Genomic DNA, 13,071 nt, shown 5'->3' with positions numbered 1-13,071 from the left:
GGAAAATCATCGCAGTGCTCATCACCCTGATTACAATCTTGACCTGCGTGGAGATCTACCGCTTCATGCAGACGCTGCCCGCCTAGTATTCGTAGGCTAGCTCCCGAAGAGCTGGCGGGGTGCCTCCCAGGCATCCTCGACTACACGTTCGGTAGTCAGGTCGTCTGCGCCGGCCCACGCCGTCACCTGTCGCGTCCCGTTGTACTTGGGCAGACGCGTGGAGCCAGTCTTCACAAAATCGACCGCAACCTGGTGGAAGGGATGGTTGCGTTCGCGGCCGAAAAAGCGCGCCAGGTCGATGCAGTGCGGAGCCCCCGATGTCCTTCCAGCGGGGGCGTAGCCGAGGCCCTTGCCTGGCTCGAACTGCGCGGCCCACACGTCGTGGCCGGCGGCTGCGGTCCGCTCCGCAACTTTCACCGCGCTCGACCTAATCGCCGAGTCGGAGATGACAAAACCACAGGGACGCTGCCCATAGGCGGCAGCGGGGAAAGCGCCGACCGCGCCGTGGCCCTTGGCATAGCGGCGTGCGAACCAGTTTTTCGTCGGCAAGCGGTCCAAGGTTTCGACTGCGCGCTCGGCGAAGAACTCCTCGCTGGTGCAGGTAATCAAGGTGGGTAGCTTCGGGCTGAAGGACTCGAAGCGGGGGCCTACGGCGGGGTCCGAGGGGGAGACCGCGGCGACGAGGCGCTGCGCGCGGTCGACCGCTGCAGCGGAAGCGTGGGCGAAGGCGGCGGTCGACGGGCGGGATCCGATTCCGAGACCGGCCATAGCCCGGCGCATCGGTGAGCCCGAGAGCAGGGAGAATGCCGGAGACATGGCGATGATTCGGTGAATCTTGCCGTTCGCGCGGGGGTCTGAGGACACCGCCAGCGCCAGGCCCGCGCCGGCCGATTGGCCGGACACAGTCACCTGGCTCGTATCGCCTCCGAATGCTGGGGCATTGCGCAGCACCCAGTCGAGGGCGAGGAAAATATCATCGACGGCACGGTATGTCTCGTCCTTTCCATCGCGCCAGAAGCCGCCGAGGTTCTTCCGGTATCCGAGCGAGATAGTGACAATGCCATTCTTCGCAAACGATGTCGCGTCAGTCCACGGCTCCGAGGGGTGCCCGAACTCGTAGCGGCCGCCGTGAATCCAGAGCAAAATTGGGAATTTCGCAGCGTCCTCGAAAGGGGTCTCCGCCGGCTGCGGCGCTGTCACCGTTAGGACTAGCTCCTGTTCCGGCTCCTCTCGTTTGATCCCCACATGAGGGCCGTCGGAGACCGGGGAAGAAGGAGCGAAGGGCCTCGCGCTCGCGTAGTCGATGTTGTAGACCTGCAGGACTCCGTCGCGCACGTTGCCGGTCAGGTCGCCACAGGGCGCGGATACTGTCATGGTCAGCATGGTGACGTCAAAGGTCCTTTCGTAAAAAACACCAGTTTTCAGCGCGACAATTTTTCGAAAGTATTCGCATCTATCACGCTACAGTGGAGTGCATTATGTCTAATGATGCATCAAACCCGCTTTTGAAATCTTCCGAACTCTTCTTAGAGCTTCCTCCGTTTGCCGATATCACCGATGCCGACGTAGTGCCCGCGTTCGAGGCCGCAATGGCCTCCCACTTGCGCGAAATTGATCAGATTGCCACCTCTAGTGAGGCCGCCACCTTCGCCAACACCATTGAGGCGCTCGAGCGATCCGGCCAGGATCTAGACCGCGTTGCCGCCTACTTCTTCAATATCGCCGGCACTGATGCGACTGATTCCCGCATGGAAATCGAGGCCCAAATCGCCCCGAAGCTGGCTGCGCACTTCGACCAGATTCGCCTGCGCTCGGACCTCTGGGAACGCATTAAGTCCATCACTTCTGTATCCGGTGCCGCGGACGAGGAGGAGGCCGCCCGCCTGCTGGATAAGACCCGCGAGGATTTCCGCCGCGCCGGCGCTGACCTCGCAGTGGGCGATAAGGCCGAGCTGAGCCGCATCAACGCTCGCTTGTCCGAGCTCGCCACAGCTTTCGGAGAGAATCTGCTGAAGGACACCGCCGCACGCGCCGTCGCCATCTCCGACCGCTCCGAGCTCGCCGGGCTTTCCGACGATGCCATCGCCTCTTTTGCGGCCTACGCCAAGAAGGCGGGGTCGGATGCGAACTGGCTGATCCCGCTGGATCTCCCGTCGACCCCGGCTCTCCTAGCAGACCTGGACAATGCCGACACCAGGGCCAAGCTCTACGAGGCGTCCCTCGGCCGCGCATCAAACGGCGCCAACGACAACACCGACATCGTCCTCGAGGCGGCGCGCCTGCGCGCCCGCCGGGCGAAGCTGCTCGGCTTCGAAACCCATGCCGACTACGTCATCGCGAAGGAGACGGCGAAGACCGCCTCCGCCGCCCGAAAGCTCATCGCCGATCTGGCGCCGGCGGCCGTCGCAAATGCGGAAGGTGAATACAAGCGCGTATCCGATCTGGCAGGCGACGAGCCCGTCACGGGTGCGGACTGGCCCTACTGGGAGCGCCGTCGTAAGGCGGAGGAGTTCGCGGTGGACACCGAGGAGCTCAAGAACTACTTCGAGTTGAATCGGGTCATCGAGGACGGCGTATTTTTCGCCGCGCACAAGCTCTACGGCATCGAGGTGAAAAAGCGCGAGGACCTGGAAGGGTACGCGCCGGGCACGACTGTGTGGGAGGTGTCCCAGGGCGGCGGCGAGACCATTGGCCTGATCGTGACCGACTACTTTTCCCGGCCGACCAAGCGCGGCGGCGCCTGGATGAGTTCCTTCCGCGATCAGTCGAAGCTGCTGGACCGCAAGCCCGTTGTCGTCAACGTGATGAACATCGCCGAGACCGAGCCGGGCACCCCTGTTTTGCTCACCCTCGACGAGGTCACCACCGCTTTCCACGAGTTCGGCCACGCACTCCACGGCCTGCTTTCCGACGTCACCTACCCGACGTTCTCCGGCACCAACGTGCCGAGGGACTTCGTGGAGTTCCCCTCCCAGATCAACGAGAATTGGGCGCTGGAACCGTCGATTCTGGCCAACTACGCGTTCCACGTTGGCACCGGTGCACCGATTGACGCCGACCTGGTTGAGGCGGTCAAGCTGGCACGCACCGCGGGCGAGGGCTTCGCGACGGTCGAGTACTTGGCGGCCTGCGCGATTGACTTGGCGTGGCACAGCCTGACCGAGGAGGAGGCCGCTGCCGTCACCGATGTCGATGCTTTCGAGGCCGACGCTCTGGCCGAGTTGGGCCTGGACGTGGCCAATATCGCTCCGCGCTACCGTTCGCGCTATTTCAATCACATCTTCGCCGGCGGCTACTCGGCCGGTTACTACTCCTACCTGTGGGCGGAGGTTCTCGACGCCGACGGCTTCGACTGGTTCATCGAAAACGGCGGAGCGAGCGCTGCGGGCGGGGCCCACTTCCGCGAGGAGGTCCTCTCTCGCGGAGGTGCAATCGACTTCACCGAGGCTTACCGAGCATTCCGCGGTCGGGATAAGGACATCGAGCCGTTGTTGGTTCGCCGTGGGCTGGCGGGGACGAACGCGGAATCCTAGTCGGGCCCTGACCCGTCAGTTGGAGTAAGTTTGCACTCATGGCACGCGCATTTGACTCGGTTGGGCAGTGGCTGATTCAGCTGCCGCTGCTTCTGCAGGTCAGCGTCCTGGTTGCTGTCCTGCTCATAGTCGGTGGGCTCGCGGCATTCGCGCTTGTCGGCGTAATCGACATAGCCCACGGACGGCTGTGGCGGGCCTGGGGCAAGATTCGGGCTTCCAAAACCTCAGAGACTATGGTTGAGGAATCCACAAAAACAGGCAGTAGGGAGTTGAGGTAGAAGCATGCATCGTTCCAAGCACTCGAAGGTACTTCTGGCCTTAATCGTGCTCCTGGTGCTGGTGCTCCTGGCTGGGGGCCTGAGCCAGATTCAGTTCTAGCCACCCAGCCGTCTGCGACGTCCCTAGCTCTTGGCGAAGGAGGGGTAGGAAGGCAGGTCCTCCACCACGACGGCCTCTCCCTCGGCGTTGGTCAGCGGAATACACCAGTTCGGGTACTGATCGTGCGTGGTGCCGGGCTGGTTCTGGGTCCGGCGGTCGCCGACCATGTCGACCAGCGCCGCGCATTTCAGCGCTGAAGGCGTGCGATCTAGGAACCTGTGGAGGCCATCGACTAGCACATCGATTGGGGGAAGGTTATCCCTGGTCAGGGCTTCCTCGTCCATGTCTGCGGCCGCAGTGCCCGCGAAGCAGCCCTCCTGTTTAGCGGCAACCAGGACCTTCCGGATCCACTCCAAGTCCCTCTTATCCTCCGCATCCACGTCGGAAAGCAGCAGGCCAAGGCGCTGGCGCAGCTTGATGTGCTCGCCGGCCAGGTAACCGGCAGTCGGCGGCAGGTCGTGCGTGGTTACGGACGACAGGCACAGGCTGCGGTAGGCCGACGGCGGCTTTGGCTGATCTCCCTGGGACTCGAACCACAGGATCGAGGTACCCATAACTCCCCGGGAAGCGAGATAGTCCTGGACCCACGGTTCAAAGGTTCCCAGGTCTTCGCCGACAACGAGGGCTCCGGCCAGCTCGGCCTCGAGCGCCAGGATGCCCACCATGGCCTCGTGATCGAAGTAGAGGTAGGTGCCGTTAATCGGCGACTCCATGCGCGGCATCACCCACAGGCGGAACATGCCGAGGACGTGATCGACGCGGATTCCGCCCGCATGGCGCAGGATGGTGCGGAGCATATCGCGCCACGGCTTGTACCCGGCCTCGGCGAGCTTGTGCGGGTTCCACGGCGGCTGGGACCAGTCCTGGCCGCGCTGGTTGAATCCATCCGGCGGGGCGCCTACAGAAATTGCAGGGGCGAGCCATTCCGCGAGGTTCTCAGCGTCGGATCCGCCCGGGTGCACGCCGACGGCGAGGTCGGCCATGATGCCGATACGCATACCGGCCTCCTTGGCTGCGGCCTGGGCCTGGCCTAGCTGCTGGTCCGCAATCCACTGGACCCACAGATGGAAGTGCATGATTTCCTCGCGCAGCGAGTCCACATCTTCGTGGCTGCCCAGCGGCGGGACGAGCTCAGGCGCGTCCGCAGTTTCGGAGGCGCCGTCCTTATCGGCCTTTGCCGCTGCAGCCTGCTCGCGGGCCTGCTTGCGCTGCGCTAGCTCACGCTCGGTGCACCATGCCGCGTAGTCATAAATGCCGCGGCCCTCAGCTGCGAGCCAACGCTCGAACTCCGCCTGGCGGGCCTCCGAGAGTGGGACTTTGTGCACGGCGCGCAGGACCTTTAACTTGGCAGCGTAAATGGGGTTGCGCTCAATTTCTTCCGCGCTGTGGTTTAGCTCGTGGAATTTCGCAGCTAGCTGACGCGCCTCGTCGGCTTCGTCCTTGTCCAGGTAGCCGAACTCGTCAATCAGCTCGGGGCGGGCGTAAATTGGGTTGACGTAACGACGCGTCGTCGGCAGGTAGGGGGAGTCCTCCACCGGGGGCACGGGCTCGGCTGCGTGCAGCGGGTTAATCAGGACGAAGTCCGAGCCAGCGTGCTGCGCGCTAACCTGTGCGAGGTCGCCGAGGGTCGCGAAGTCTCCGATGCCCCAGCTGCGGCGCGAGCGCACCGAGTAGAGCTGCGCCATCACACCATGCGCGGGCTTTTCGACGTACTTGTCCGCGGTCGAGAGCCTATTCGGCGTGATTGCCAGGTCGCACTCCGCTACGCGCTCTCCGTTGACGGCCTTGAGCCGATGCCACCCCAGCGGAAGGTCCTCCGGGATTGCGAAAGCGGCCTCGCCCATTAGCTGATCGCCGACCTGGCGGGGTTCTACCAAGTGGTGGGCCTGGGCGCACGGCCAGACTGCGCCGGTGGATAGTTCGACGGAGACGTTGACGCTGCTGCCGTGCGGGACGTGGACCAGTACCCGTTTAAACTCGCCGCGGCGTGCGACGACCACTGGGGGTAGGAGGCGGGACCACTGCTTGTCCGCCCAAGCTCTCCGGGCGCGCTCGATGTCCGCGTCACTGGGATTTTCGCCCAAATCGATACCTAGCGCTGCGAGAACTTTCAGTATGGTCTCGCGCGAGACGTGGACGAGCTCGCCTTCCGTAGAGTGGTAGGAAACTCCCACTCCGACGTCTCGGGCGAGGTCGGCGAGAGGAGAGGTAATGGGTGAATTCGAAGCTGCCTGTGTCACTCCTCCAATAATGCCAGTTTCGCGGAGCTTTGACAGGGGTGGCACAAGTCACTTTGTTATTGAAATGTTTCCGAAATCGCAACGGCGCTCGGAGTCATGTTCTATCTTGATTGCTATAAAAACCAACGTAGACAAGTAAAGGGTTAATTGCGCGATGCGTGAATACACTGCTGAGGCTAAGTACGTAATCGGCGAGGAAGAGACAATTATCACCTCGTTGCGAGAGCTGGTGAGCAAGCGCCCGAAGCTCGTGCTGTTCAGCCGCCCCAAGAACTTCGAGTGGGTCAACGTCACAGCGCAGGAGTTCTACGACGAGGCCAAGGCAGTGGCTAAGGGCTTGATCGCCAACGGTATCCAGCCGGGTGACCGAGTTGCGCTGCTGAGTGAGACCCGCTACGAGTGGAATCTCCTCAACACCGGCATCTGGATGGCGGGTGCGGCCGTCGTGCCGATCTACGGTTCCTCCTCCTCCGGGCAGATCCGCTGGATCGTGGAGAACTCCGGCGCCGTGTTCGGCTTCACCGAGTCCCGCGAGCACACCGACCGCATGAAGCCACTGGTGGTTAAAGGCGAGGGCAGCGGCGTTGAGGGGGAGTCCCAGCTGCGTCGCGTCCTGGAGATTAACGCCTCCGCAGTCGACACCATCTGCTACGAGGGCCGCGATATCGACGACGCCGAGGTGGAAAAGCGTATCGACGCAACCAAGGCGGACGACATCGCATCGGTGATCTACACCTCCGGCACCACGGGCCGACCGAAGGGCTGCGTGCTCCTGCACTCAAACTGGCTGGCCGAGGCCCGCGCAATCCTCACCAACGAGATCGGCCTGATTGCCCGTCCGGGCAACCGCATCCTGACCTTCCTGCCGCTGGCGCACGTGCTCGCGCACGCGGTGTCGCTGGCCTCCATAATTGCCGGCGCCACCCAGTCGCACTGGTCGGATACCAAGACCGTGACCCTGGAGTTCCAGCGCTCCCGCCCGCACCTGATTCTCGGTGTGCCGCGTGTGTTCGAGAAGGTTCGTGACTCCGCATTCGCCTCCGCGAAGGAAAAGGGTGCCTTCGGCATCGCGCTGTTCGAGCGCGCCGAGGCCACCGCGATTGAGTACTCCAAGGCGCTGGATACCCCAGAAGGGCCTTCGCGTGCGCTGAAGATGCGCCTGAAGCTCTACGACAAGCTGCTGTTCTCCAAGATTAAGGCCGCCATGGGCGAGGCCGTGCAGTACACCATCTCTGGCGGCTCCGCGATGTCCAGCGACCTCGGCCACTTCTTCCGCGGCCTGGGCGTCACCGTCTACGAGGGCTACGGCCTGACCGAGTCCACCGCAGCCATCACGGTCAACCACCCGGGTGACCAGGTCATCGGCACCGTCGGGCGCCCGGTTGGCGGCTGCTCCGTCCGCATTGCCGACGACGGCGAGATCCTGCTCAAGGGCCCGGTCGTCTTCGATCGTTATTGGAAGAACGAGGAAGCCACCGAGGCCACCTTCGAAGATGGCTGGTTCAAGACCGGCGATATCGGAGAGCTCGACGAGACCGGTCACCTGCGCATCACCGGGCGCAAGAAGGACCTCATCGTCACCGCCGGCGGCAAGAACGTCGCCCCCGGCCCGATGGAAGATCGCATGCGTGCGCACCCGCTGGTCTCCCAGGCCGTTGTCATCGGCGATGGCCGCCCGTTCGTCTCCGTCCTGGTCACTCTCGACGAGGAGGCGCTGGCCAAGTGGAAGGTCGAGCACAACGTCGCCGAGAGCACCTCGATTCGCGACCTCGCGGCGTCCTCCGCGGTCCTGCGCGCCGAGATTCAGGACGCGGTCAACTCCGCCAACGAGCTGGTCTCCCACGCCGAGGCGATTAAGAAGTTCCACATCCTCAACAACGACTTCACCGAGGACAGCGGCGAGCTGACACCGACGATGAAGGTCAAGCGCAACGTCGTTATGGATAATTACTCCCGCGAGATTGAAGCGCTGTACCACCGCTAAATTTTTCAGTGCCCATCGGCACCGTGTTGTTACCTCGCTTTGGCCCCCTGCCGCTTTAAGGTAGGGGGCACTGGTGTTTTTTAGATTCTTTTTAGATGTTTCTTCGGGAGGCGGGGCAATGGTCAACCACTTCGATGCTCGGTTGCGCCTGCGCGAAGTCACCCAAGAGCTCTATGACATCGGGGACGAGGTCGCCGAGCATATCGAGCACCTTGCGCAGGCCGTGGCTGATGTCGACCGTGAGTTGGTCGATGAGTGCGTGCTCGAGCTGGCCGACATCGTCGACGAGGCCGTGGAGGATTCCCGCCCGCTCATCGGCGAGCTCGATGGTCTCCGCCAGGCGTTCACCTCGGGTATCCGCTCCGGTCGCATGGGCACGCTGACCGCCTCGGCCGGCGGCTCGTCGCACCCCCGCCACGCTCCGAAGACCATCGACGTGCAATCCCTGTCGCTGATCCCAGCCCCAATCGAGCACCCGGTCGCGCTTCCCACTGTCACTCAAGCGATGATCGCGCGTTCCGACGCCGTCGCCGCCTACCTCGAGGAGCTCGCCGACTGGGTCTCCGCTGAAAACATCCGAGGCGTGGAAAAGCTCGGCTGCGTCGCGCTGTCCCAGCTCTATGCGCAGTCCGGGCGGCAGGCACTCGCCGCTGCTGCCGCATGGTGCGTCGCGGTTCCGGAGACGCATCCGGCCGTCGCAAAGGCTCTGCGGGGGCGCAGGCCTCCGGAGTTTCTCATGGAGCGCGCCCGCATCGACGAGATTGTGCGCCGCGTCAAGCGCCGTCGGCAGCTCGAGCACGCGTAGAGTTTTTCTCCGTGGATTCCTTCGGCGTTTACCTGCACGTGCCCTTCTGCGCCACGAGGTGCGGGTACTGCGACTTCAACACCTACACTGCGGGTCAGCTCGGCCCTGGCGCCTCTCAGGGCGACTACCTCGACGCAATCATCCGCGAGTTGGAGATGGCCGTCGCGTCCGATCCGGGCTCGGCCCGCCCCGCCGACACCGTTTTCGTCGGGGGCGGCACCCCCTCGCTGCTCGGGGCGGACGGCCTGCGCAGGCTCCTCGATGGCGTCCGCAACAGCTTCGGGCTTGCCGACGGCGCCGAGGTGACGACCGAGTCCAACCCGGAGTCCACCTCGCCGGAATTCTTCGAGGGAATTCTCGATGCGGGCTTCACCCGTGTCAGCCTGGGCATGCAGTCCGCGGTGCCACACGTGCTCGCGACGCTGGACCGGACCCACACCCCGGGGCGCCCCGCCGCTGCGGTTGCGGAGGCTCGGGCTGCGGGTTTCGAGCACATCAACCTGGACGTAATCTACGGCACTCCGGGCGAGTCCATGGCGGACCTGGACACCACGCTTGCCGCCGTGCTGGACACCGAGGTTGACCATGTCTCGGCCTACTCGCTGATAGTCGAGCAGGGCACCGCCATTGCCCGCAAGGTTCGCCGCGGCGAGCTGCCGATGCCGGACGACGACGACCTTGCCGACCGCTACGAACGCATTGACTCGGCGCTTTCCCAGGCCGGTTTTTCCTGGTACGAGGTGTCGAACTGGGCGCGACCAGGTGGGGCCTGCCGCCACAACCTGGTCTACTGGCGCGACGGCAACTGGTGGGGTGCAGGCCCCGGCGCTCATTCGCACGTCGACGGCCGCCGCTTCCACAATGTCAAGCATCCGGCTCGTTACTCGGCCACCGTCTCGGCGGGCGAGCTTCCCATCAAGGACTCGGAAACGCTGACCGATGAGGACCGGCATGTCGAGAAAATCATGCTAGGCCTGCGACTGTCCGAGGGCATTGATGTCGCCCTGCTGCATGAGGAGGAGCGACGTCGGGCGCGTCGGCAAGCAGATGAGGGCATGCTGGTCTTCGATGGCGGGCGCGTGCGGCTGACAGATCGCGGGCGTCTGCTGGCGGACGCGATTATAGTCGACATCCTTAGCTAAGCTATCCGCATGTCTAGTCAGACGGATAAGCGCAGGCAGGAAGTTCTCCGGGCGATTGTGACGGACTATGTGTCCTCCCAGGAGCCGGTGGGGTCGAAAGCTCTGGTGGAGCGGCACGACCTCGGAGTTTCGTCTGCGACGATTCGAAACGACATGGCGGTTCTCGAGGCCGAGGGCTACATCGAACAGGAGCACGCCTCCTCCGGGCGCATCCCTACGGAGAAGGGCTACCGCCGATTTGTGGACAATATCTCGCAGATCAAGCCGCTGTCGCGGGCCGAGCACCGCGCAATCCTGGAGTTTCTGGAGGGCGGTGTCGACCTGGAGGACGTGCTGAGGCGCAGCGTGCAGTTGCTCAGCCAGCTAACGCGTCAGGTGGCGGTCGTGCAGGTGCCGACTCTGCAGGTCTCCCGCGTGCGCCACTGCGAGGTCGTGCAGCTGGCGGACGTTCGCCTGCTACTGGTAGTCATCACCGACACCGGCCGCGTGGAGCAGCGCAACGTGGAGCTGGCTGCACCGCTAGACCCGGACGCGGTGCCGCAGCTAAGGGAACACCTCAACCGCGCGATGGGCGGGCAGACGCTTTCCGACGCCTCGATTGCCATAGCCGACCTAGCGGTCAATGCGCCGAGGAATCTGCGCGACGTTATCATCCGCTGCTCGACGGTACTGGTGGAGTCTCTGATTGAGCGGCCCAACGACAGGCTCATCCTCTCGGGTGCGTCAAATCTGACGCGTGGTAATATCCACGGTCGCTTGCCTTCCACGCTGCCTGTGGTCCTTGAGGCCCTGGAGGAGCAGGTTGTTGTGCTGAAGCTATTGTCTGCTGCGCAGGACCTGCACCGAGTCCAGGTTTCCATCGGCGAGGAAAACGAGGACGAGGAGCTTCGGGGAACCTCAGTGGTCTCGACCGGCTATGGCGCCGGGGGAGAGATTCTGGGCGGTATGGGTGTGGTGGGCCCTACGTATATGGATTATCCGGGAACAATTTCCTCGGTCGCAGCTGTTGCACAGTACGTCGGTCGGGTATTGAAAGGAAGTAGCTAAAGTTGGCACGCGACTATTACGGCATCCTCGGAGTGGACAAGGACGCCACGGACGCTGACATTAAGAAGGCGTACCGAAAGCTAGCGCTAAAGTACCACCCGGACCGTAACCCGGATGATGAGGAAGCGGCGGAGAAGTTCCGCGAGGCTTCCCAGGCCAACGAGGTGCTGCTAGATCCGGAGAAGCGCCGCATCGTTGACATGGGCGGCGACCCAATGGATCCTGCCGGCGGAATGCCGGGTGGCGGCTTCGGTGGCTTTGGCGGCGGTGGCCTGGGCGATGTCTTCGAGGCCTTCTTCGGCGGTCAGGGTGGCGGCCGCCAGCGTCGCTCCCGCGTGCAGCCGGGCGCCGACGCTCTACTGCGCATCTCCCTGGGTCTCGACGAGGCCTTTACCGGTGTGCGCAAGTCCATCACGGTGGACACTGCCGTGCTCTGTGACGTGTGTGAGGGCACCGGCTCCAAGTCCAAGTCGAAGCCGCAGGTCTGTGGCACATGTAACGGTACGGGCGAGATTCAGCAGGTCCAGCGTTCCTTCCTGGGCAATGTGATGACCTCGCGGCCGTGCCCGACCTGTCAGGGCACCGGTGAGATTATCCCGGATCCGTGCGACAACTGCGGTGGAGACGGCCGCGTCCGCGCTCGTCGCGACCTGACCGTGAACGTGCCGGCCGGCATCTCCGACGGCATGCGCATCCGCATGGCCGGCCAGGGCGAGGTCGGACCCGGAGGCGGCCCCTCCGGCGACCTCTACGTCGAGGTCCAGATGGACACGCACCCGGTCTACCAGCGCGAGGGCGATGACCTGCACCTGAACGTTTCGGTTCCGATGGCTGACGCCGCACTGGGCACGGACTTCGAGGTCGAGGACCTGCTCGGCGAGCCGATGACGCTGACCGTCGATCCGGGTACCCAGCCCGCGCAGGAGATTCGCGTCGAGGGCAAGGGCATGCCGCACTTGCGTGGTGAGGGCAACGGCGACCTGGTCGCGCACGTCCACGTTTCCGTGCCCACGAAGCTGGACCGTCGATCGCGCGAGCTTCTGGAAGAGCTGCGTGACCACCGTAGTGACGACGCCAAGGTCGCTGATGCGGCCGAGGGGCGCGGTTTCTTCTCGCGCTTCCGTCGGCGCTAGGTAAGCCGGGTGCGACTGCGAGTGCGACTGCGGGTGAGCGAAAAATGAGTCTGCCTGTATTCCTCGGTGACTTCGTGGAGCTGCCTACGGTTGGCGAGATCGTCGTCATCCGCGGCGCTGAGGCCAAGCATGTCAGTGTGCGCCGACTGAAGGAGGGCGCCGAAATTCTGCTGGCGAACGGGGCGGACCTGGTCGTTCGTGGTGTGTTGATGCACGTCGATCCGCGCGAGGTCCACATCCGGGTGGATGCGGCGGAGCATCGCGGGCGGCCTCTGCCGCACGTGACCGTGGTGCAGGCGCTGCCGAAGTCGGACCGAGCAGAGCTGGCCGTGGACCTAATGACAGAGTCCGGCGTGGACGAGGTCATTCCCTGGGCCGCAATTAACTGCGTGGCCAAGTGGAACGGAGCAGCTAAAGCAGATAAGGCCCGCGCCAAGTGGCAAGCCGCAGCACGCGAGGCCGCGAAGCAGGCCAGGCGCGCATGGATCCCGCCGGTGGCGCCGCTGCATTCGACGGCCGAGGTAGTGCAGTTGATTTCCTCGGTTGTCGCCGAGGGCGGGGTGGCAGCGGTGCTCCACGAGGAGGAAACGGCCTCCTTTGCGCGGTTTGCCGAGCAGGCTAAGGGGGCTCGCCGCGTTGTGTTCATCGTCGGTCCGGAAGGCGGCGTGAGCCCTCAGGAGGTGGAGATCTTCCGCGAGGCAGGGGCCGAATCAGTGGTGCTGGGGCCGACAGTGCTGCGCAGCGCCCTGGCAGGTGCTGCAGCGCTTAATGCTCTCGGTCCGCTGACCGGCCGGTGGGACCGTTAAGAT

10 protein-coding genes are annotated in these 13,071 nt (G+C 64.1%); 8 read left to right on the top strand and 2 right to left on the bottom strand.

Features of this window, described 5'->3' with window-relative positions; translation table 11 throughout:
* Positions 1-96: 96 nt before the first annotated feature.
* Positions 97-1,374, bottom strand: a complete 1,278-nt coding sequence (locus tag CLAC_RS08435) for a carboxylesterase family protein (protein WP_245621844.1) — start codon at positions 1,372-1,374, stop codon at positions 97-99.
* A 104-nt stretch (positions 1,375-1,478) separates the two neighbouring features.
* Between CLAC_RS08435 and CLAC_RS08430 the strand changes: the two genes are divergently transcribed.
* Both CLAC_RS08430 and CLAC_RS08425 read left to right on the top strand, forming a co-directional pair.
* A complete protein-coding gene (locus tag CLAC_RS08430; protein WP_053412532.1) occupies positions 1,479-3,533 on the top strand; it encodes a M3 family metallopeptidase in 2,055 nt (684 codons plus the stop codon).
* A 38-nt stretch (positions 3,534-3,571) separates the two neighbouring features.
* Positions 3,572-3,811: a hypothetical protein gene (locus CLAC_RS08425; protein WP_053412531.1), complete on the top strand. Its 240-nt coding sequence runs from the start codon at positions 3,572-3,574 to the stop codon at positions 3,809-3,811.
* A gap of 123 nt (positions 3,812-3,934) precedes the next feature.
* On the opposite strand, the gene malQ is transcribed toward CLAC_RS08425, so the two are convergent.
* Positions 3,935-6,163, bottom strand: coding sequence for a 4-alpha-glucanotransferase (gene malQ, locus CLAC_RS08420; protein WP_053413366.1), 2,229 nt, complete (start codon positions 6,161-6,163; stop codon positions 3,935-3,937).
* A 142-nt stretch (positions 6,164-6,305) separates the two neighbouring features.
* Here malQ and CLAC_RS08415 point away from each other — a divergent pair, with 142 nt between their 5' ends.
* The 6 genes from CLAC_RS08415 (at position 6,306) to CLAC_RS08390 (ending at position 13,068) form a co-directional block, all read left to right on the top strand.
* Entirely contained in the window at positions 6,306-8,135 is a 1,830-nt protein-coding gene (locus tag CLAC_RS08415; protein WP_053412530.1) for an AMP-dependent synthetase/ligase, read from the top strand.
* 118 nt (positions 8,136-8,253) lie between these two features.
* Entirely contained in the window at positions 8,254-8,940 is a 687-nt protein-coding gene (locus CLAC_RS12970) for a hypothetical protein (protein ID WP_053412529.1), read from the top strand.
* Between the two features lie 11 nt (positions 8,941-8,951).
* Entirely contained in the window at positions 8,952-10,082 is a 1,131-nt protein-coding gene (gene hemW, locus CLAC_RS08405) for a radical SAM family heme chaperone HemW (protein WP_053412528.1), read from the top strand.
* 9 nt (positions 10,083-10,091) lie between these two features.
* Positions 10,092-11,129, top strand: a complete 1,038-nt coding sequence (gene hrcA / locus CLAC_RS08400) for a heat-inducible transcriptional repressor HrcA (RefSeq protein WP_053412527.1) — start codon at positions 10,092-10,094, stop codon at positions 11,127-11,129.
* Between the two features lie 2 nt (positions 11,130-11,131).
* Positions 11,132-12,262 carry a molecular chaperone DnaJ gene (gene dnaJ / locus CLAC_RS08395; RefSeq protein ID WP_053412526.1) on the top strand — a complete coding sequence of 377 codons (1,131 nt, stop codon included), beginning with the start codon at positions 11,132-11,134 and terminating at the stop codon, positions 12,260-12,262.
* A 44-nt stretch (positions 12,263-12,306) separates the two neighbouring features.
* Positions 12,307-13,068: a 16S rRNA (uracil(1498)-N(3))-methyltransferase gene (locus CLAC_RS08390; RefSeq protein ID WP_053412525.1), complete on the top strand. Its 762-nt coding sequence runs from the start codon at positions 12,307-12,309 to the stop codon at positions 13,066-13,068.
* The last annotated feature ends 3 nt before the right edge of the window (positions 13,069-13,071 follow it).

Source organism: Corynebacterium lactis RW2-5 (assembly GCF_001274895.1).
GTDB lineage: Bacteria > Actinomycetota > Actinomycetes > Mycobacteriales > Mycobacteriaceae > Corynebacterium > Corynebacterium lactis.
The sequence above is the reverse complement of the archived record's forward strand: the minus strand, read 5'-3'. Positions and strand labels throughout refer to the sequence as shown.

What these genes read in the sequence shown, in the direction of transcription:
- CLAC_RS12970 (WP_053412529.1), top strand. Translation starts at nt 8,254, where the DNA reads ATGGTCAACCACTTCGATGCTCGGTTGCGCCTGCGCGAAGTCACCCAA.
- CLAC_RS08435 (WP_245621844.1), bottom strand. Translation starts at nt 1,374, where the DNA reads ATGACAGTATCCGCGCCCTGTGGCGACCTGACCGGCAACGTGCGCGAC.
- CLAC_RS08415 (WP_053412530.1), top strand. Translation starts at nt 6,306, where the DNA reads ATGCGTGAATACACTGCTGAGGCTAAGTACGTAATCGGCGAGGAAGAG.
- CLAC_RS08425 (WP_053412531.1), top strand. Translation starts at nt 3,572, where the DNA reads ATGGCACGCGCATTTGACTCGGTTGGGCAGTGGCTGATTCAGCTGCCG.
- CLAC_RS08390 (WP_053412525.1), top strand. Translation starts at nt 12,307, where the DNA reads ATGAGTCTGCCTGTATTCCTCGGTGACTTCGTGGAGCTGCCTACGGTT.
- hrcA (WP_053412527.1), top strand. Translation starts at nt 10,092, where the DNA reads ATGTCTAGTCAGACGGATAAGCGCAGGCAGGAAGTTCTCCGGGCGATT.
- CLAC_RS08430 (WP_053412532.1), top strand. Translation starts at nt 1,479, where the DNA reads ATGTCTAATGATGCATCAAACCCGCTTTTGAAATCTTCCGAACTCTTC.